We start from the raw sequence: 20,089 nt of genomic DNA on the forward strand, positions 1-20,089 counted from the left end.
CGACATGCAACTGCTGAACGGAATATATGATGCCGCTCTGCTGCTATATGCCCTGAGCCTGCTGTTTGTTTTCTCGGATTGCCTTCGGCGCAATCCGGGCGGAAAGCGGCTGGGCACAGGGCTTCTTGCTGTTGTGGGCCTGCTGCAGCTCACGGGGCTGGCGATCCGCTTCTCCCAGGAGGGCGGTCTGCCGATCTTCACACCGTATGACTTTCTGTTCTGGTTCTCCTTCAGTATGGTGGTGATCTCGCTTGCCGTTGCGTACACGCGGGGCGGCGAGTTTACGATTCTGCTGCTCAGCATGGCAGGGTTCAGCGTGTTTCTGCTGAACCGGGTATGGCTGACCGCAGAGGATCATGCCTTGCAGAGCTGGAGTGCGGTGCACGGCTGGCTGGCGATGCATGTGATTTTGGCCAATTTGAGCTTTGCCGCACTGACACTGGGGACCGTATTTGCGATAATGTATTTGTTTCTGCATACCAAGCTTAAGAATAAGAAGTGGGATGACCGTGTCCGCAGGTTCCCCAGTCTGGAGACAATGGACAAATATTCGTATACCGCTATCCTTGCCGGTGTGCCGCTGCTGCTGGCCTCGCTTATTCTGGCTGGCTTATCGATTATTGCAGAAGGGCGGACGCCGCTGTTTCAGGATCTGAAAGTGCTGACTACGCTTACCGGCCTCGGAGTCTACATACTCTATATAGTACTGAAGGTTTCCGGCCGCAGAAGCGGCACTGCGATGGCACGCTGGGCCATCACCGGCTATGGCTTTATTATTCTTAATTTCCTGCTGAATTCATGGTCTGAGTTCCATGGCTGGGGCGGGTAGTAAAGTTGGCGAGCCGGGTGCTGGAGTGCGGAGGCGCCCGGTGTGCTGAAGTGCGGAGACGGCTGGTGTGCTGACGTGCAGAGGCGGCTGGTGTGCTGACGTGCAGAGGCGGCTGGTGTGCTGGAGTGTAGAGGCGGCTGGTGTGCTGGAGTGTAGAGGCGGCTGGTGTGCTGGAGTGTAGAGGCGGCTGGTGTGCTGGAGTGTAGAGGCGGCTGGTGTACTGACGTGCAGAGGCGGCTGGTGTGCTGAAGTGCTGGAGGCGGCTGGTATGCTGGAGTGTAGAGGCGGCTGGTGTGCTGACGTGCAGAGGCGGCTGAATTGTGCTCGAGAGCACAGGTGGATGAGAAGCAAGAGGTTATGCTGGAATGTACAGGCAAGAAACGGGAAGTTATGCGGGCATGTTGTGGCGGCTAAGGAGCGCAGGCGATTGCATGGAGTACTATAGTGGCTATGGAGCCAGTGATTGAACTAAAGTGTTATGGTGGATAACGAAGCGAGCGACTGTACTGAAGTGATAATGGGCGGTTAATGAGTAAGTTAATCTAATGCGCGCCGGACTGCTGTCCTGCATTAGTGGCAACCTGGGACGGATTTCTTAGTTGAGCAAGCTGGATTATTGTGGTGTGGAGTATAGTTGATATTCAGATGCTGGAGTGAGGCGGGATGAGCAGATATTTGCCCATTATGCTGGATGTTCAGGGCAGAATGGTGGTAATGATCGGCGGCGGAGCTGTGGCTGAACGTAAAGCGGCTCCGCTGCTGGAGGCAGGAGCGGAGCTCGTGATTGTCAGTCCTGCGCTTAGCGGGACGTTGTCCGCAGCGGCTGCGGAGGGGCGGCTGCAATGGGTCAGCCGCCCCTATGCTCCCGGAGATCTCTCGGGAGCTGTCTTGGTCTATGCCGCCAGCAGCGACAGGGCGGTGAATGAAGCGGTGGCCGGGGAGGCCCGGGTGCTGGGCTTGCCGGTCAATGTGGCCAGCCACGCCGAGGCGGGCAGCTTCATCACGCCCGGTATCCTTCGGCGGGGGCGGTTGACGGTTGCGGTCTCGACCTCCGGGGCGGGACCGTCCGCTACTGCGCAGATCACGGCGCAGATCGCTGGACTGCTGGGCGAGGAATACGAGCCTTATCTGGATTTCCTGCACGAGCTGCGCACCGAAATCAAGCGGCTGGAGCCTGTAGCTGAGATTCGCGCCCGGCTGCTGCGGAGGCTGGGGAAGCTTGATGTGTTGGATGAGATGCGGCAGGGCACCTTTATACCATGGACAGCTGGAGAGGTCGAAGCCTGGATTGAGTGTAACCGGGAGAAGTAGGCGGAATGATCAGGTGGAGTCGGCCATTGGGAAGTGTAGATGGAGTGAGTGGGTGGAGCAGCTCATCGGGAGGCGTAGATGGAACGAGCGGATGGAGTAGGTAAACGGCGTAGATCAAACCAGCAGATGGAGCAGGCAACAAGTATAACTGCTGCGATTTCGGATTAGTTTGCATCTGCTCTGGCTGCTTTAAAACGAATTCGGCAATCATTAAGACTGCTTCAAACTAAGTCTGCAAAGACATAAGCAGCGGCAGAAATTGACTCAAGTTGTCGATTGAATCGTGCTACTGAAGTGTTCCCTAACGAAATGTCGATGCTGACAGCCCACATATCGAATCGACGATTGAATGGACGAACGGCCGAATGATAAAACTTATGGACGAATAAGTGGACTAATTGAATGTGTTTATAACGTTGAACAGGACGGATTCGCTGGAATGTGACTGGAATGGCAAAAGCCTACTGTTGTGCAGTGAATTAAAGGTATATATCCCTTTAATTCGGGCAAAATCGGCCGAAATGAACAAATTAGTGGTATAAATCCCTTTGATTCGGTCAAATCCGCCGAAATGAGCAAATTAATGGTATAAATCCCCTTGATTTCAGCAAAATTGGCGCGAATGAGCAAATGAAGGGCAAAAGTGCCCTTGATTTCAGCAATAGTGGCTCAGATGAGCAAATGAAGGGCAAAAGTGCCCTTGATTTCAGCAAAATTAGCGCGAATGAGCAAATGAAGGGCAAAAGTGCCCTTGATTCCAGAAAAATTGGCTCAGATGAGCAAATGAAGGGCAAAAGTGCCCTTGATTTCGGCAAAATTGGCGTGGATGAGCGAATGAGAGGTATGGTGCAGGAAACAGGGCGGGCAGGTGCAGATGCAGGTAACTTGAACAGGGGGAATGGTTCATGCGGAAGATTATTGTGGGCAGCAGACAGAGTGCGCTGGCGCTGACGCAGACAGGGCATGTAATTGCCGATCTGGAGCGGCTTAGCGGGGAGCATGGCTTTGATTTTACTTTTGAGGTGCATAAGATTGTTACCAAAGGCGACCGGATTCTTGATGTCACCCTGTCCAAGGTGGGCGGTAAGGGTCTTTTTGTGAAGGAAATTGAGCAGGCCATGCTGGTCAAAGAAATCGATATGGCAGTACATAGTATGAAGGATATGCCTTCCGAATTGCCGGAAGGCTTGATTAACGGTGCAGTGCCGAAGCGTGTCGATCCACGTGACTGCCTGATCTCAAGCAGCGGAGCCGGCCTTGAGGATCTGCCGCAGGGCGCACGGGTAGGCACAAGCAGCCTGCGGCGCTCCAGCCAGCTGGCGGCGCTCCGGCCGGATCTGGTTATTGAGCCGGTACGCGGCAATATTGACTCGCGGCTGAAGAAGCTGGAGAGCGGCGAATACGACGCGATTCTGCTGGCAGCGGCTGGCTTGTCGCGGATGGGCTGGCAGGACCGGGCAACGGCGTATCTGCCGCCGGAAATCTGTCTGCCCGCTGTGGGCCAGGGAGCTCTCGGCATCGAATGCCGTGAGGACGATGAGGAGCTGCGCAAGCTGCTCGCGCTCTACAATGATGAGCGCACCGCTCTTACGGTGACGGCGGAGCGCACATTCCTCGGCGCCCTGAACGGCGGCTGTCAGGTGCCGATCGGCGCCTACGCTGTGCTGGAGACGGAGAAGGCCGGGACAACGGGAACAATCGGGACTATTCATTCCGGCGGGACTTCTGAAGACCGCGGCCTGTTAATCACTTTAACCGGAATGGTGGGAACACCGGACGGGTCGGTAATCCTTAAAGAAACCTGTACCGGGAAGGATCCGGTGCAGCTCGGTGCGGAGGTTGCACGCAAGCTGATTGCCAGGGGCGCAGAGAAGATTTTGGCGGATGTAAAGGGACAGGATGTTCAGGGATAAGGGGATAAGGGGATGACGGAGATGGCGGGGAAGGTTTATCTTGTAGGTGCAGGTCCGGGGGATGCCAAGCTGATTACGGTCAAAGGTCTGGAGTGTATCCAGAAGGCAGATGTGGTGGTCTATGACCGGCTGGCGAGTCCAAGGCTGTTGAAGTGGATGAAGCCGGGCGGGGAGAAAATATACGTAGGCAAGCTGCCGGACCGCCATACGATGAAGCAGGAGGACATTAATCAGCTGCTGGTTGATCTCGCTCTGGAGGGCAAAACGGTAGTGCGTCTGAAGGGCGGGGACCCGGTGATTTTTGGCCGGGTAGGTGAAGAAGCGGAGCTGCTGCGCCGGCATGGCGTCTACTACGAGATTGTGCCGGGTATTACCTCGGCTATCAGCGTCCCGGCGTACGCCGGTATTCCGGTAACCCACCGGGAGGCTGCGTCTTCCCTGTCGATCATTACCGGACATGAGAGCCCGGATAAGCTGGATCATTCCATTCATTGGGATAAGGTGACGAACGCCACAGGAACCCTGGTGTTCCTGATGGGCGTCGCCAAAATCGGATATATCAGCGCCCAGCTGATGAAGCACGGGCGTCCGCCGGAAACGCCGGTGGCGCTGGTGCGCTGGGGGACACGTGCCGATCAGGAGACACTGACCGGCACGCTTGCCGACATTGAAGCGAAGGTCAAGGCGGCCGATTTCCAGCCGCCGGCCGTTATCGTTGTCGGCGATGTAGTGCTCCAGCGTGAGCATCTCATGTGGGTTGAAGCGATGCCGCTGTTCGGCAAGCGGATTGTAGTGACGCGGGCCCGCAGCCAGGCCAGCGAACTGGTAGACCGGATCGAGGAGCTTGGCGGCGAACCGTATGAGTTCCCTGTCATTGAGACGGTTATGCAGCGTGATGCGGACAAGCAGGCAGAGATTGCTTCAGCGCTTGGCCGGCTTCCAGAGTACGACTGGGTGTTCTTCACCAGTCCGAACGGCGTGGACTACTTCATGCGGCATCTGACGCAGCTGAAGACGGATCTGCGCGGTCTGCACCGCGCGCGGATCTGCGCGGTGGGACCGGCTACGGCTGAGGCGCTTGCCGCGCGCGGGCTGCTCGCCGAAGAGCTGCCTGGACGGTTCCAGGCAGAAGGGCTGATTGAAGCCTTCGGCGATCAGCTGCAGCCGGGGCAGAAGGTGCTGCTGCCGCGCGGCGATCTGGCGCGCGAGTGGCTGCCCGGCAAGCTGAGGGAGCTGGAGCTGGAAGTGACTGAAGTGGATACGTATGAGACTGTGGTCACTGGTGAAGATGATATGGAACTGGTGAAGCTGCTCGAAGAGAAACGGATTCATGCAGTCACCTTCACCAGCTCATCCACGGTGCGCAACTTCATCTCTATCCTGAAACGGATGGGTCTGGAAGATCCGCTGACGCTGCTGGCGGGGGTCAAAATCGCCTGCATAGGTCCGGTAACCGAACAGACTGCTGTGGAGGCCGGGTTGACTCCAGGATTGCTCCCGGACGAAGCGACGATCGAAGGGCTGGTGCAGGAGCTCTGCCGCTGGAATGAAACAACGAGGCTCAGATAACCTGCAGCCTGGTTTCCGCTATTCCGTTAATGCAATCTGAGCACTGCGATTGAGCGCATCATTTTAACGCTGCATTTTGTGACTTCATATTCGAATAATGCTTGAGACAGATAGATGTGTTTAAATACTTACTGTACAGGAGGAAACAGCAATGAGCTTTCCAATGACTAGACACCGCCGCTTGCGCGGTACAGCCGGAATCCGCGGAATGGTGCGGGAGACCGTCCTGAACGTGCTGGACTTTATCCAGCCGATATTTGTGACCTACGGTACCGGTGTGAAGAATGAGATTGGCTCCATGCCCGGCGTGTACCACTTCTCGCTGGATACTCTGAAGGCGGAAGTGGATGAGATTGTCTCCCTGGGAATTCCGGCCGTCTTGCTGTTCGGCATTCCCGAAACGAAGGACGCCATCGGCTCCTCCGGTTTCGCTGAGGATGGCATTGTGCAGGAGGCTACCCGGCTGATTAAGCAGTGGTACCCCGAGCTGCTGGTTGTCGCCGACACCTGTCTGTGTGAATTCACCGACCACGGCCACTGCGGTATGGTACATACCCATACAGTTGACGGCGTAGTACATGGCGATGTGATCAACGATGCTTCGCTGGAGCTGCTGACCCGCACGGCGGTATCCCAGGCCCGGGCCGGTGCGGATATTATCGCGCCTTCCAATATGATGGACGGGTTCGTGCAGGCGATCCGCAGCGGCCTTGACGAGAATGGATTTGAGCATGTGCCGATTATGTCCTATTCGGTAAAATACGCATCCGCCTTCTACGGCCCCTTCCGGGAAGCAGCGGATTCTGCGCCGCAGTTCGGTAACCGCAAGACATACCAGATGGACCCGGCCAATCTGCGTGAAGCGATCCGTGAGGCCGATTCAGATGTGCTGGAAGGCGCTGATATGCTGATGGTTAAGCCGGCGCTGGCTTATCTGGATGTCATCCGGACGATCCGCGACCAGTTCGATCTGCCGCTGGTGGCGTACAACGTGAGTGGTGAATATTCAATGGTAAAAGCGGCCGCACAGCAGGGCTGGATCGATGAGCAGGCAGTTGTCCTGGAAATGCTGACCGGCATGAAGCGCGCCGGAGCAGATATTATTATTACGTATTTCGCCAAGGATGCAGCGCGCTGGCTGCGCGGCTAGACTATATTCAGCTGTATAAATTCAGCAGAGCAGGAGTGAAGAAGTATGGGCAATGTGCCGCTTACACGCAGGGAAGAGGCTTCCCGCATAGCTTTTGAAGAAGCAAAACAGTATATCCCGGGAGGAGTGAACAGCCCGGTCCGGGCATTCAAATCCGTAGGATTGACCCCGGTTTATGTAGACAGAGGCGAAGGCTCACGCATCTACGATATCGACGGCAACAGCTTCATCGACTACGTCTGCTCGTGGGGACCGCTGATTATGGGCCATGCCCATCCGGAAGTGGTGAAGGCGCTGCAGGAGACTGCGGTTAAAGGGACAAGCTTCGGCGCACCCACACTGCTGGAGACGGAAATGGCCAAAACCGTGGTGGAACGTGTAGCATCGGTGGACATTGTGCGCATGGTGAACTCGGGAACGGAAGCTACGATGAGCGCCATCAGGCTGGCCCGCGGATATACAGGACGCAGCAAAATCCTCAAGTTCGAGGGCTCCTACCATGGCCACGCCGACAGCCTGCTGATCAAAGCCGGTTCCGGGGTAGCTACTTTGGGTCTGCCGGATAGCCCCGGTGTGCCGGAGGGCGTAGCCATTAACACCATTACGGTGCCATACAATGATCTGGAAGGGGTCAAAATCGCGTTCGAACGTTACGGCAATGAGATTGCCGCTGTGATTGTTGAGCCGATTGCCGGGAATATGGGTGTAGTGCCTCCGCTTCCGGGCTTTCTGGAGGGTCTGCGCAAGGTGACGACGGGGTACGGCGCGCTGCTGATTTTTGATGAAGTGATGACCGGTTTCCGGGTGGACCGCGGCTGTGCGCAAGGGCTCTTCGGGCTGGACCCTGATCTGACCTGCTTCGGCAAGGTTATCGGCGGCGGTCTCCCGGTGGGTGCTTATGGCGGTAAAAGAGAGATTATGGAGCAAATCGCCCCCTCTGGTCCGATCTACCAGGCAGGCACACTCAGCGGGAATCCGCTGGCCATGGCGGCGGGTTACAGCACGCTGAAGCTGCTGACACCTGAAGTGTATACCCGTCTGGAGGTGCTGGGTGCACGTCTGGAAGCCGGCCTTAAGCGTAACGCGCAGGAAACTGGCATCCCTCTCACCATTAACCGTGTGGGCTCTATGGTCTGCCCGTTCTTCACTGAAGGACCGGTGGTCAACTTCGAGACGGCCAAGACCAGCAACCTGGATCTGTTCAAGCGTTATTTCGGCAAAATGCTTGATCAGGGCATCAGCGTTCCGCCATCCCAGTTTGAAGGCATGTTCGTATCCGCTGTGCACAGCGAGCAGGATATTGATGATACGATTGAGGGCCATTATAATGCCCTGAAGTCGCTATGACAGGCGGGCCGGAGGAGTTGTCCGGCACAAATATCCCTGGTGGAGCGGCTGCAGGTACAGGGAATACTGGCGCGGTCATCAGGAACATCACCGGCGGCGGCAAATGGATCCGGCGCGGAGAGTGGCTTCAAGTCATGCCAGGCCGGGTGATTACGGCTGCGGCCGACAGGCAGGCAGCCATTGACGCCTGGCTGCTCGGCACGGCCGGGATGCCGGAGAAGCTGCATGCGCGGCTGCGCCGCGAAGGCGGCATCCAGTGGAAGGGCGACCGGCTGATGCTATCCCTGTTCCCTTACCGGGAAGCGGGTATTGAGCCGGTATGGCAGGAGCTTGTAGTACTGTACGAAGATGACTTCTGCCTCGTGGTCCATAAACCGGCGGGCATGGCGGTTCATCCGGATGGCAGCGGAGCAGGCGTAACGCTGGATCATATCGTCGCAGCGCATTATGCCGCTTCCGGTGGAGGGGTAGCCGTCCGCCATATTCACCGGCTGGATAAGGATACAACAGGACCTGTGCTCTATGCGAAGAACGAATACGCCCAGCTTGTACTGGACGAGGATATGCGCGACAAAACCGTATCCCGCCTTTACGCGGCGATTGTGGAAGGCAGTGTGCCGCCTGAGCTTACCGTGATTGATGCCCCGATCGGCCGTGACCGCCATCATGCGGCGCGCCGGCGGGTCTCGCCGGGAGGACAGGCGGCGGTCACGCGAATCATAGGGCGGGAAGCGCTGCCTGGCGGAACTGTGCTGAAGGTGCAGCTGGAGACGGGGCGCACGCACCAGATCCGTGTCCACCTCAGTCATGCGGGCCATCCGCTGTACGGGGATGACCTCTACGGCGGACCCGGCTGGCATACGGCCAGTGTCCGTGCGGGTGGCAGCAAGAACGATAAGCTGCCGCTGCGTACAGAGCCGGGTAAGGTGAAGTCGGCCATTACAGCCTGGTTCGAAGAGCAGGAGAAGGCGGGCATTACACCGGGACTGTTGGAGCCAGGTAAGCTGGCTGGTCCGGGCAGGCCGGAGGTTAAGCTTAAGGCTAAGGCGAAGCCGGAAGGTGCAGACCGGCAGGCGCTGCATGGCGAGAAGCTTATTTTTGCTCACCCCTGGACCCGGAGCAGGGTCGAAGTATCTGATCCGTGGCCGGAGGATATGCGGAAGCTTCGCGTGCAATTAGGCGGGGAGCCGCTGAACTAGTATAATGCCTAAGGTACGCAGTATGGCTTAATTGTACTTTGTACAACTAAATCGTCTGATTAGCAACTGGTTACCCTTTTTGTTGTATTTCGTGCAATTAAACTGCCGGTTATAGAAGGTTTCCGAGTTTCCATTTGAAATGGAATTTCATATAGCAGCTAATCTCCATCCGCGAAGCTATGTAAATTAAGCAAAGCAGCGATTCTCTCATAGGAGGGGCGCTGCTTTTTTTTGCTTTCTGCAGAACAGTTTGATAGAAGCGACAGAGATTGGCTGAATAAGGCCAACGCTGCTATTTCTTTTCAAGCTCTTGCTGTTCTGTTACCCAGGCCTATCCGGCTGTAAATATTCTTGCGGAGCGCAGGGCGGCTGATACATTTCCGCGATGCAGTTCGTCTTACTGTAAAGGAGATGAGTTTATGAGAAGCAATCGCAGAGTAGTCCTGGCAACAGCACTGGGTACAGCGGTTATTGCCGCCGTATTTATACTGGCCGCACAGGTGAACAGCAAATACGGCATTTTGAGTATGGCTGCCCAGTTCCAGAGCTTCAGGGTGACAGTAAACAATGAGTCCGATTTTGATCTGAGCATCCTTGAGACTGGTGTGGTTACGGGCGCAGCTGCCGGCGCTTCCACAGATGAACTCGGGAAAACGCTCAGCAGCGGAAAAACAATCAAAATTAGACCCCGGCTTAGCTTAAGCGGTGAAGGGGGCATTTATCTGAAATATACAGATCCCAGAGCGCCGGATGTCCTTCAGACCATAGGGGTATGCTCCTACACCGAATCTTTATCCGGATATTCCAAGGTTACGATAACAAATAATAAAGTGACTGTGAAAGAGAATTGCAGCTGACATTGTTGCTGATTTGATGGAGGGGAATTTGTCTTTTATTGCGTTTCACCTCCATTTATCCCTTCATTTCCCTGTTAAAAATACATATCCCAATTATTTGCAGTTAACTAGTAACATTTGTAATAGACGTGTATCCAATATATTGATAAATATAGTATGTAAGCGTATCTCATAACATTAACTGGGGGAATATTTGTGAAAAAAGTAACAAAACTAATGCTCGTAGCTGGCATCTCTTTGGCACTTGTAGGGGTAGGCAACAGCGGCGCCCTGAACAGTGTAACATCTGCAGCGAGCGCACCACTTAAGGTAGGCCGGGTGGAAGCGGCTGCCCATGGTACCAAATGCTTCACAGTAGCTGTTGCTGTAGTACAGAACGGCGTAATCGTTGCAGCTTCGCTGGATGATTATCAATTCCTGGGTACAGATGTAGCAACTGGCGTTCCTAACTCGGATAAAGAATTTGGTCTGAACGGCTACAAAGACCCTAACGTGGTTCTGGCTTCCAAGAAAGCTAACACTAAATACTACAGCGAGCATATGGCTGAAGCCGCAGGCTCCACAGTTTCTTATGACAAGAACCTGGCTGCCGTTGAGAAATTCGCTACAGGCAAAACTATCAAGTCTCTTGAAATGACTCTTACACACAAGACCGCTGAGCAAGTAGTTGATGCTGTAAGCGGTGCTACTCTGGTGGATACCCAAGGTTACCTGAAAGCCATTTTGGAAGCTGCTAAAGCTGCGAAATAGGCTGCCTTTTTAATAATCCGATTAGAAGACTTCTTCACGGCTGCGGCTGCGGAGGGGTCTTTTTTTTCAAGCAATTTATACCCCGGCGAGTGGGACCCCTGCGTTTATGGGTATAACAGTATTAAGATGAAATACATCCTGTAAACCGGAATTCATAACTGGGGGTTGGGCCATGAAATGGCAGGGCAGAAGAGGCAGCTCGAATGTAGAAGACCGCAGAGGAAGCAGAGGCGGAGGCGGCAAGCTGATTGGCGGCGGAATTAGCGGGATTATTATTGTGGTGATTGTTACGCTGCTGAGCGGCGGGAATATCGGTGACATTATGGGCAATCTGACTTCCACAGGCTCCAGTACCAGCTCTAATGTTCCTTACGAGCAGACCGCACAGGAGAAGGAGTTGTCGGAATTTGTCTCCGTAGTATTGGCCGATACCGAGGATGTCTGGTCTGAGGTCTTCCAGGAGCAGGGAAAAACGTACCAGGATCCTACGCTGGTACTCTATAGCGGCAGTGTGGACTCTGCCTGCGGAACCGCCAGTTCGGCAGTCGGGCCGTTCTATTGCCCCGGGGACGCCAAGCTGTATATCGATCTCAGCTTCTACGACGAGCTGCAGCAGCAATTCAATGCGCCGGGCGATTTCGCCATGGCTTATGTAATTGCCCATGAGGTGGGTCATCATGTGCAGACACTGCTGGGGGCTTCCGAGCAGCTAAATTCGCTGCGCCAGAGCCTGAGCGAGACCGAATTTAACAAATATCAGGTCCGATTTGAGCTGCAGGCCGATTATTATGCCGGGGTATGGGCGAAGCATGCCCAAGGAATGAACCTGCTGGAGGAAGGGGATCTGGAGGAAGCCTTAACCGCGGCGAGCGCGGTGGGTGACGACACGATCCAGAAGCGGGCACAAGGCTATGTGGTGCCCGACAGCTTCACTCACGGTACCTCCGAGCAGCGCAAACGCTGGTTCTACAAAGGGTTCAACTCCGGCACTATTGAAGGCGGAGATACCTTTAATGCCACTGAGCTGTAGAGGCAAGCGGTATCCGTCCCGATGTTGGTTTATACTGGCGAAGACAGGCCCTTTATCCTCTCAAAAGCTTTAAATGTCAATAAAGCAGCGATTCTCTTATTATTGGAGGATCGCTGCTTTGCGTTTTTGTTCTTTTGTTGCAATGCACAGCGCTCCCGTACCTGATCTTCACCGTTCTAAAGTCCGGCTACGGACGAAGGTCATTGCGGTACGAGAGCCGGTTCCGGCCGAGTTTTTTGGATTCAAGCAGAAGCTGATCGGCGTAGACATACCCTTTTTCCATAGAAGTCTTCTGGCCGGGGTCTGCCTTGTAATAATATAGTCCGAACGAGGCGGAATATGGCACGCGGATCATCTGTTCCTCGAATTCTGCGGTTACGCAGTGTCCGTGAAGGCTGTCCAGGATTGCCTGAATCTGTAACTGGCAATCCTCAAAGGTTCGGTTCCTGAGAAACACAGTGAATTCTTCCCCGCCGCTGCGGAACAGGATGTCTTCCTCCTGCAGAAATTGCTTCAGTGTATCGGCAAAATCAATAATGACGCGGTCACCGACGGCGTGGTTGAAGGAGTCATTGATTTTTTTGAAACGGTCGATATCCGCCACTACAATTCCGATATATTCCCCGCTCTGGTTCAGCTCCTTCATCATCTTATCCATGTGAGCCCGGTTATAAGTTCCTGTCAGGAAGTCACGGTAAGCCATCTGCTCGAACTTGTCGCGTTCATATTTGTGCTGGGCGCTCTGCGATTTGGAATAGAAGGAGAGGCTGACGATGTAATTGAGCAGGAAGAGGGCAATCAGCATTTCCCATTTCTCCATTTGCAGCAGGCGCAGGAGCAGTGCATTGGTCAGAGCTACCTTGCTGAAATCAAGCAGGTTACGGCTCCGGAACAGCAGGTGACGGGCTTCCTTACGTGTCTTGATGTCTCCTGAGAGCGCGAAGGTTATGATCAGGAAAGTGGAGGACAGCAATGTGGTGACACAGACGACCAGGAGAAACAGGAGCCAGTATCCGAGCGGAAATCTCTCCGCAAAAGGGTGAAGCACAGTGTACAGATAATACGCGGCCGAACCGCCCAGTGTAAAGGACCCAATGTTGTAGAACGTATCCAGAAATTCGCCCGGATCGGCGGTTTTTGTCAACTTTTTATAGAAAAATACAATGAAGCGGTATACGGTTTCGAACAGAAGGGTGCCTAGCGGTCCGGCAAAAATTCCGAACGAAGAGGTATAGCTTATAGCATAATCTATCGTAGAATTCCCGCTCCGGGTCACGATGCGCAGTTGAAAGTAGAAGCTGGAGAAGATCGTATAGAGCACCAGCGCCTTGATATATGTATCGTCCAGAACTATAGCATGTTTGGGAATGAAAGCTATAGCAACGGAAGCGGCAAACAGGGAAAGGTCAAATACCCGTGCTTTAGACATGACAGAAGTTTTCCTTTCAGGATGTATACCGATTATAACCGAAAAGACGTTTTTTGATTATAAAGTTATTTTGAAATTATTATAGATTGAACCATACACCCATGTCCTATATCCGGCAGCGCTCATATAATACTTTGTTAAAGTGGAGCCGTCTGCTCTCGTGCAGAAGTGAATCTATTAGTCGGGGAGAGGAAGTTATGAGAATATTGCTGGTTACCTACTGGGGCCTTACCAATATGGGCGGGATCTGGACGTATATGAGACAGCTTGCCGATAAGCTGAGCGAACAGGGACACTCCGTTACACTCATGGGAAGCCATGTGGAGAACAACACCTTGTACTTGCTGGGGCAGAATGCTTCTTTTGATAAAAAAGCCTTCTACACCCTGCTGCTCCCGCACCTCGATATTACTTTATTCCCGCATCTGCATCTGGAGCATGGCATATTCAGCTTTGAGCTGGGGCGTTATGTATTTGAGGGTGGAGCGGCGGTTCTGGGGCTGGAGAATTACGATGTCATTCATGCCCAGGACCCCATTGCCTCCTATGCGCTGCGGCGGATTATGCGCCGTCCGGTTCCGCTCGTCTCCAGTGTGCACGGGGCACTGTCCCGGGAGGCTTATTATGAATACAAAGGGCTTGTGCCTGGACTTACCCGCGAGGAATATGAGCAGCGGCCGATCTGGCGGTATTTCCGGCGGATGGAGGCGCTCGCGGCCCGGTCGGCCGACTTGATTATGGTCTCTTCGAATTGGATGGGTCAGCTGACCCAGGAGCTCGGTGTAAGCAGGGAACGGATTCATACTTTGCCGTATGGAGTGAATCTGGAGCAGTATGCGGCCAGGGCGGCGAAGCCTTCACCGCTTAAGATCGGAGGGGGAACCAAAGTAATCATGTATGCCGGACGCCTCGAATATATCAAAGGCGTGCATGTGCTGATCGAGGCTCTAGGAATGCTGCAGAAGCACCGTACAGACTGGACCTGTGTAGTGGCCGGCATAGGCAGCCTGCTGGAAGAACTCAGGGAACAGGCGCGCCAGCTTGGGATTCTGGAGCATATCCGCTTTGCCGGTAAGCTGGATAATATTCCGACAACCTTAAGCGAGGCTGATATTTATGTGCAGCCTTCGCTGCAGGATACACAGCCGTTCTCGGTCACCGAGGCTCAGCTTGCCGGCATTGCCCCAATTGTTGCCGGCACTTCAGGTATGCCGGAAATGGTCCGCCACGGGGAGACCGGCTGGATCGTTCCTCCCGGTGATGCCACCCTGCTGGCCCGGCTGCTGGAGCAGCTGCTGGATAATGAGGAGCTGAGAGTACGTACCGGCTTCCAGGCAAGGGAGTGGGCGCAGCGTAGCCGTTCACTGGATGTCATGGCGGCCGGAACGCTGAATGTATACCGTAAAGCCATAAGTATGCGTGAGAGCGTACAAAGCCCGGCTGTCCGTTCAATCTTGGGAGCAGAGCCGGCGGCCGGACCGGTTCCCGGAGCCTTCCATCCAGCCGATGTGCTGAATGCGATGTATCCCGGCATTCCGCTGGCAGCGAGCATGCGGGCTAGGCTCCCGCACGATTATTCCATTCCGGACCCTCTTACAGTACTCACCGATCCGAAATAATCTCCTGTCCGCCGAAGTAGGCGGCAAAGTTTGTCATGCCTTCCTGATTGAAGCATATACATGAGTGGAGTAACATTTTGGGCTTATGCTCTGGGCTTGTCTCAGGGATAGATTATGCCAAGAAGGAGGACATTTCCCGTGTTTGACCAGTCACACGGCTTGCGGTTTGATATTTATGAACGCATTCACCTTTCGGAAGAGCTTCCGGGAATAGCTGAACTGGAGGAAGTCGAGCTGATTCCCGACATCCAGGTAATCCAGCGGGAGGACCGGGCGGAATTGCACGGGCAACTGCTGCTCACCGGACTCTACCGGGGGGAAGATGATCGTACACAGCGTCTGGAGCACGCGATTCCTGTTGAAATTACAGTCCCGCTGACCCGGGTCAGCTCACTTGAAGACATAGGGGTTGAGATCGAGAATTTCGATATTGACCTGCTTACGATGCGAACCGTCAACATAACAGGGGTGCTCTCGCTGCGCGGAATCGGAAACGCGGATACCCAGCCGGCCTGGCAGCAGGAGGAGTATACAGTAGCCTATTCCCCTGAGGCTGAAGACCACAAGGCGGAAGAGGGTAACCGCGGGCCGGAGAATGATGCGCTATATGAAAATTCGCTCTGGACCTACGGGGAAGGTGTAGCGGAGGTTTCTGTGGAGGATCAGGAATATGCGGAATCCGTGGAAGCTGCAGGTAATCCGCTATTCCTGGAAGGCTCTTTGTACACTCAGCCTTCGGCCTCAGTATCCGCCCAGTTGAAGGACAAGGAAGCCAAGGTAAGGACGCATAGCCTGGATTCCTCGCCCGCAACCGCTCTATCCGGAATAGCGGATTCCGGGGAGAATCACAGCAAATCTGCGGCTGAACCGGTCTCCAGTCACTTTCTTCCTACCCGCGAGAAGACAGAAGAGCCTGCTGCGGTGAATGATTCGTTCAAGGCAGGTACGGAGGAGGCAGGGCTCCCGGCAGGGACAACCGCCTTGAATACCGTTGATCATTGGGGTACTGCCAATCTTCATGCAGCCAATCAGGCAGAGCCGGTATTCACATCCGCAGCCAGTGACGATGCTGCGGTGCTGGCCGAGAATGAAGAAGTGCCTGAAGAGGTTCAGGCTATAGACAATGAGAGCTTCGTGTCCGAGGAATTCTTACCTCCACAGGAGGAGAAGCAGGATCTCAAGATTGCGCTGGGCAGCAAAAAAGATCCGGCAATTGCCGAACAGGAGCCATTGACCTTCTCTTCGCTGCTCAGCTCCAGCCGCGCGCGCAAAGAGCAGGAGATTCTCCATTCCGAGGAGGTGGCCTCCAAAGCGGCGGTTATTCCTGAGGCAGGGAATGATACCGAATGGAAAAGCCGGTTCATCGGCGGCCTTGGCGGTACAGAGCTGTTCCGCAAAGTTCGGCTCTGTATCGTTCAGCGGGAAGAAACACTGGATACGATTGCCGAGAAATATCAGCTTAGTACCAGAGAGCTGTCCATGTACAACCGGCTCTCCGGACAGAATGTAGAAGAAGGCCAGGTTTTGTATATTCCCTAAGATGGACCGGGGGATGCTAGCAGGAAGTTGCGGGGGGCTGTCCCACAAGCCATGTACATGGCTGTTTGGGGCAGCCTTATTTTTACATAGGGTATTATCGATGCCAAGAAAGCACATTCTCCGTTAAGCTGGAAGCCTACAACTCCTTTAGACAGTTTTTTGAACCGGGTGGTATAAACTCTGCCCTTTGTGTGTATGCTGGTTGACTAGGATTAGGACTGAATGTATTATTGAAATAAGTAATAACTAGCATAAAGACTGGGAACGGGAAGAGTAGGCGGTCAGCCCTTCAGAGAGCGGAATTGTAGTTGCTGTGAATTTCCGCAGGATGCAGCCCCCGAAGTCGCCCCGGAGTCGCCCTTCTGAGCTTGCCTCCACATTTATGGAGACCAGGTTAGGATGTGGCCGGACGCAGCCGTTATCTGCATGAGTGTCGCGCTAAGCTTCCGGACCTGTAAAAGGGCCCTGAGGCAGGGGGTTATTTTTGAAATACAAGAAAGTATAGGTTTTACATTATACATTATCCTTGTATTTCCTCTGAAACGGATACCGTCCCATGAAGGACGGCGCAGCCGTTTACACCTGATTAGCGCGAAACAAAGGTGGTACCGCGAAAGAATGGCCTTTCGTCCTTTGAGACGAAGGGTCTTTTTGTATTTAAATATAAGGATTTGTATGTTTCACTCGATCAATCATCCTTATATTTCTCGCTGAAACGGTACCGTCTGTAGTAAGGACGGCAAAGCCGTTTCCTCTTGTCAGATCGTTACAGAATACAAAAAGCTTCTCATCATTTTCTCTAATGGAGGGTTCACAATGGCTGATAACAACAATACAGCAGCAGAGCTGACGAACCAGCTGGAAGCGGCAGAAGACACCGCTACTGCGCATCACAAGCAAAGCGATATGCCGACTACCTATGATCCGGGGTCAGCGGAGAAGAAATGGTATGCTTACTGGATGGAGAACGGCTTCTTCGAAGCAGGCAAACGTCCGGATGCGCAGCCTTACAGCATTGTTATTCCTCCGCCGAATGTAACAGGAATGCTGCATATCGGTCATGCGCTGGATTTCACACTGCAGGATGTTCTGATCCGTACCAAACGGATGCAGGGCTTTGACACGCTGTGGCTGCCGGGAACGGACCATGCGGGTATCGCCACGCAGACCAAGGTAGAGCAGAAGCTGCGCCAGCAGGGCATCTCCCGCCATGATCTGGGACGCGAGAAGTTCCTGGAGCAGGTATGGGCCTGGAAGGAGCAATATGCGGAGACGATTCACGGGCAATGGGCCAAGATGGGCTTGTCGCTGGACTACTCGCGTGAACGGTTCACCCTGGATGAGGGAATGTCCAGCGGCGTCCGCCAGGTATTCATTCAGCTGTATAAGAAAGGTTTGATCTACCGCGGCAAACGCATCATTAACTGGGATCCGGCTGCACGCACGGCTCTGTCGGACATCGAGGTTGAATATAAAGAAGTGAACGGTCATCTGTATCATCTGCGCTATCCGCTTAAGGACGGCAGCGGTTACCTTACGGTAGCTACAACCCGCCCGGAAACGATGCTGGGCGATACAGCGGTTGCAGTACATCCGGAGGATGACCGTTACAAGGATCTTATCGGCAAAACGCTGATCCTGCCGATTACCTTGCGGGAAATTCCGGTTATCGCTGATGACTATGTAGATAAGGACTTCGGCAGCGGCGCGGTGAAGATTACCCCGGCACATGATCCGAACGACTTTGAGATGGGCGTGCGCCATAATCTTCCGCAGATTAATGTGATGGATGAAGGCGGAATTATGAATGCGGAAGCAGGCAAATACCAGGGACTGGACCGCAGCGACTGCCGCAAGGCGATCATTGCTGACCTGAAAGAGCAGGGCGTACTTGTATCCATTGAGGACCACGTACATCAGGTTGGACACAGCGAGCGTTCGGGAGCCGTAGTTGAGCCTTACCTGTCCACCCAGTGGTTCGTAAAGATGCAGCCGCTGGCAGAAGCGGCCATCGCAGCGCAGAAGGATGGCAGCGGTGTTAACTTCGTACCGGACCGCTTTGAGAAGACTTACCTGAACTGGATCGAGAACGTACGCGACTGGTGTATTTCCCGCCAATTGTGGTGGGGCCACCGCATCCCGGCCTGGTACTCCGAATCTACCGGTGAGATCGTTGTTGCGAATGATGAAGAAGAAGCGCGCAGAATCAGCGGTCTAACGGACCTGAAGCAGGATGAGGATGTTCTGGATACCTGGTTCAGCTCGAACCTCTGGCCGTTCGCCACGCTGGGCTGGCCTGATGAGAGCAGCAGCGACTATCAGCGTTACTATCCGAACAATGTGCTGGTTACCGGCTACGATATCATCTACTTCTGGGTAGCCCGCATGATCTTCTCGGCGCTGGAATTCACCGGGGAGAAGCCATTCTCTGATGTGCTGATGCATGGTCTCGTACGCGATGCGGAAGGACGCAAAATGTCCAAATCGCTCGGCAACGGGATCGACCCGCTGGATGTTATTGAACAGTATGGTGCGGACGCCATGCGCTACATGATTTCTACAGGCAGCACGGCCGGCCAGGATCTGCGGTTCCGGATGGAAAAGGTAGAGCAGGCGCGCAATTTTGCCAACAAGATCTGGAATGCTTCACGGTTTGCACTGATGAATCTCGAAGGTGTTTCTTTTGAGGATATCGACATTACCGGTGAGCTCAGCACGGCAGATCACTGGATTCTACACCGCCTGAACGAAACTTCCCGCGATATTACGCGTCTAATTGACTCGTACGAGTTCGGCGAGACCGGCCGGCTGCTGTACAACTTCATCTGGGATGATCTGTGCGACTGGTATATCGAATTCGCCAAGCTCTCGCTGTACGGAGCGGATGCGGCTGCCAAGGCCAAGACACAATCGGTTCTGGCCTATGTACTGGACCGCACGCTGCGCCTGATTCATCCGTTCATGCCGTTCATTACGGAAGAGATCTGGCAGCATCTGCCGCATCAGGGCGACACAATCACGCTGGCCGAATGGCCGAAGTATGAACCTGCGCTTGAGAATCCGCAGGCAGTGGCAGAGATGAATCTCCTGATGGATGTTATCCGTGCCGTTCGTAATATCCGTGCGGAAGTGAACGTGCCAATGAGCAAGAAGGTAGAACTGATTATCAAAGCCGGGGGTCAAGAAACCCTGGACATTATTTCCCGCAACGACAATTACATCGGGCGCTTCTGCAACACCTCTTCCTTCGAAGCAGGCCTTGCGCCGCAGACACCGGATAAAGTGATGTCCGCTGTGGTTGCAGGAGCCGAGCTGCTTCTGCCGTTGTCAGGACTGATCGACATTGAACAGGAAATTGCCCGTCTGGAAAAAGAAGTCCAGACACTGAACAGCGAAGTTGAACGCGTGGAGAAAAAGCTCGGCAATCAGGGCTTTGTAGCCAAGGCGCCAGCGAAAGTCATCGAAGAGGAGCGGGCGAAGCAGGCGGACTATTCGGATAGACGCGAGAAAGTGCTCGCCCGTATCGCAGAGCTGAGAGGATAAGGGA

14 protein-coding genes and 1 pseudogene are annotated in these 20,089 nt (G+C 54.3%); 14 read left to right on the forward strand and 1 reads right to left on the reverse strand.

The window, feature by feature from the left end; genetic code table 11:
* Positions 1-4 precede the first annotated feature (4 nt).
* The 11 genes and pseudogenes from ccsA (at position 5) to ypfJ (ending at position 11,955) form a co-directional block, all read left to right on the forward strand.
* Positions 5-829: a cytochrome c biogenesis protein CcsA gene (gene ccsA / locus MKX70_RS12660; protein ID WP_340783174.1), complete on the forward strand. Its 825-nt coding sequence runs from the start codon at positions 5-7 to the stop codon at positions 827-829.
* 663 nt (positions 830-1,492) lie between these two features.
* Entirely contained in the window at positions 1,493-2,140 is a 648-nt protein-coding gene (locus tag MKX70_RS12665; RefSeq protein WP_042238897.1) for a precorrin-2 dehydrogenase/sirohydrochlorin ferrochelatase family protein, read from the forward strand.
* A 630-nt stretch (positions 2,141-2,770) separates the two neighbouring features.
* The gene (locus MKX70_RS12670; RefSeq protein ID WP_340840134.1) at positions 2,771-3,091 is read left to right on the forward strand and encodes a hypothetical protein; all 321 of its coding nucleotides are present in this window, start codon (positions 2,771-2,773) and stop codon (positions 3,089-3,091) included.
* On the forward strand, positions 3,046-4,053 hold the full coding sequence (gene hemC, locus MKX70_RS12675) for a hydroxymethylbilane synthase (RefSeq protein WP_042238893.1): 1,008 nt from the start codon (positions 3,046-3,048) through the stop codon (positions 4,051-4,053). The genes MKX70_RS12670 and hemC overlap by 46 nt, the downstream gene beginning before the upstream one ends.
* A 21-nt stretch (positions 4,054-4,074) precedes the next feature.
* Positions 4,075-5,622 carry a uroporphyrinogen-III C-methyltransferase gene (gene cobA, locus MKX70_RS12680; RefSeq protein ID WP_340841651.1) on the forward strand — a complete coding sequence of 516 codons (1,548 nt, stop codon included), beginning with the start codon at positions 4,075-4,077 and terminating at the stop codon, positions 5,620-5,622.
* Between the two features lie 151 nt (positions 5,623-5,773).
* A complete protein-coding gene (hemB, locus tag MKX70_RS12685; protein WP_340840135.1) occupies positions 5,774-6,772 on the forward strand; it encodes a porphobilinogen synthase in 999 nt (332 codons plus the stop codon).
* Between the two features lie 45 nt (positions 6,773-6,817).
* Positions 6,818-8,119, forward strand: coding sequence for a glutamate-1-semialdehyde 2,1-aminomutase (gene hemL / locus MKX70_RS12690; protein WP_042238888.1), 1,302 nt, complete (start codon positions 6,818-6,820; stop codon positions 8,117-8,119).
* An 86-nt stretch (positions 8,120-8,205) separates the two neighbouring features.
* Positions 8,206-8,967: pseudogene (locus MKX70_RS12695) on the forward strand (RluA family pseudouridine synthase); the annotation flags it as partial.
* A gap of 770 nt (positions 8,968-9,737) precedes the next feature.
* On the forward strand, positions 9,738-10,175 hold the full coding sequence (locus MKX70_RS12700; RefSeq protein WP_340783189.1) for a hypothetical protein: 438 nt from the start codon (positions 9,738-9,740) through the stop codon (positions 10,173-10,175).
* A gap of 195 nt (positions 10,176-10,370) precedes the next feature.
* Positions 10,371-10,925 (forward strand): hypothetical protein, encoded by a 555-nt coding sequence (locus tag MKX70_RS12705; RefSeq protein WP_042238882.1) that lies wholly within the window; start codon positions 10,371-10,373, stop codon positions 10,923-10,925.
* Positions 10,926-11,097: 172 nt separating this feature from the next.
* Positions 11,098-11,955, forward strand: coding sequence for a KPN_02809 family neutral zinc metallopeptidase (ypfJ, locus tag MKX70_RS12710; protein WP_042238879.1), 858 nt, complete (start codon positions 11,098-11,100; stop codon positions 11,953-11,955).
* Positions 11,956-12,142: 187 nt separating this feature from the next.
* Here ypfJ and MKX70_RS12715 read toward each other — a convergent pair whose 3' ends face one another.
* Positions 12,143-13,384, reverse strand: coding sequence for a GGDEF domain-containing protein (locus tag MKX70_RS12715; RefSeq protein ID WP_340783194.1), 1,242 nt, complete (start codon positions 13,382-13,384; stop codon positions 12,143-12,145).
* 197 nt (positions 13,385-13,581) lie between these two features.
* On the opposite strand from MKX70_RS12715, the gene MKX70_RS12720 reads away from it, so the two are divergent.
* The 3 genes from MKX70_RS12720 to MKX70_RS12730 all read left to right on the forward strand — a co-directional run bounded on the left by MKX70_RS12720 (position 13,582) and on the right by MKX70_RS12730 (position 20,085).
* The gene (locus MKX70_RS12720; protein WP_340783196.1) at positions 13,582-15,003 is read left to right on the forward strand and encodes a glycosyltransferase family 4 protein; all 1,422 of its coding nucleotides are present in this window, start codon (positions 13,582-13,584) and stop codon (positions 15,001-15,003) included.
* A gap of 138 nt (positions 15,004-15,141) precedes the next feature.
* A complete protein-coding gene (locus MKX70_RS12725; RefSeq protein WP_042238871.1) occupies positions 15,142-16,542 on the forward strand; it encodes a LysM peptidoglycan-binding domain-containing protein in 1,401 nt (466 codons plus the stop codon).
* 906 nt (positions 16,543-17,448) lie between these two features.
* Entirely contained in the window at positions 17,449-20,085 is a 2,637-nt protein-coding gene (locus MKX70_RS12730; protein WP_042243305.1) for a valine--tRNA ligase, read from the forward strand.
* Positions 20,086-20,089 lie beyond the last annotated feature (4 nt).

This window comes from Paenibacillus sp. FSL R7-0312 (assembly GCF_038004445.1).
Lineage (GTDB): Bacteria > Bacillota > Bacilli > Paenibacillales > Paenibacillaceae > Paenibacillus_AQ.

Bases quoted from the DNA above. Each gene is read 5' to 3' on its own strand.
- ccsA (WP_340783174.1), top strand. From the start codon at position 5: ATGCAACTGCTGAACGGAATATATGATGCCGCTCTGCTGCTATATGCC.
- MKX70_RS12665 (WP_042238897.1), top strand. From the start codon at position 1,493: ATGAGCAGATATTTGCCCATTATGCTGGATGTTCAGGGCAGAATGGTG.
- MKX70_RS12670 (WP_340840134.1), top strand. From the start codon at position 2,771: ATGAAGGGCAAAAGTGCCCTTGATTTCAGCAATAGTGGCTCAGATGAG.
- hemC (WP_042238893.1), top strand. From the start codon at position 3,046: ATGCGGAAGATTATTGTGGGCAGCAGACAGAGTGCGCTGGCGCTGACG.
- cobA (WP_340841651.1), top strand. From the start codon at position 4,075: ATGGCGGGGAAGGTTTATCTTGTAGGTGCAGGTCCGGGGGATGCCAAG.
- hemB (WP_340840135.1), top strand. From the start codon at position 5,774: ATGAGCTTTCCAATGACTAGACACCGCCGCTTGCGCGGTACAGCCGGA.
- hemL (WP_042238888.1), top strand. From the start codon at position 6,818: ATGGGCAATGTGCCGCTTACACGCAGGGAAGAGGCTTCCCGCATAGCT.
- MKX70_RS12700 (WP_340783189.1), top strand. From the start codon at position 9,738: ATGAGAAGCAATCGCAGAGTAGTCCTGGCAACAGCACTGGGTACAGCG.
- ypfJ (WP_042238879.1), top strand. From the start codon at position 11,098: ATGAAATGGCAGGGCAGAAGAGGCAGCTCGAATGTAGAAGACCGCAGA.
- MKX70_RS12715 (WP_340783194.1), bottom strand. From the start codon at position 13,384: ATGTCTAAAGCACGGGTATTTGACCTTTCCCTGTTTGCCGCTTCCGTT.
- MKX70_RS12720 (WP_340783196.1), top strand. From the start codon at position 13,582: ATGAGAATATTGCTGGTTACCTACTGGGGCCTTACCAATATGGGCGGG.
- MKX70_RS12730 (WP_042243305.1), top strand. From the start codon at position 17,449: ATGCCGACTACCTATGATCCGGGGTCAGCGGAGAAGAAATGGTATGCT.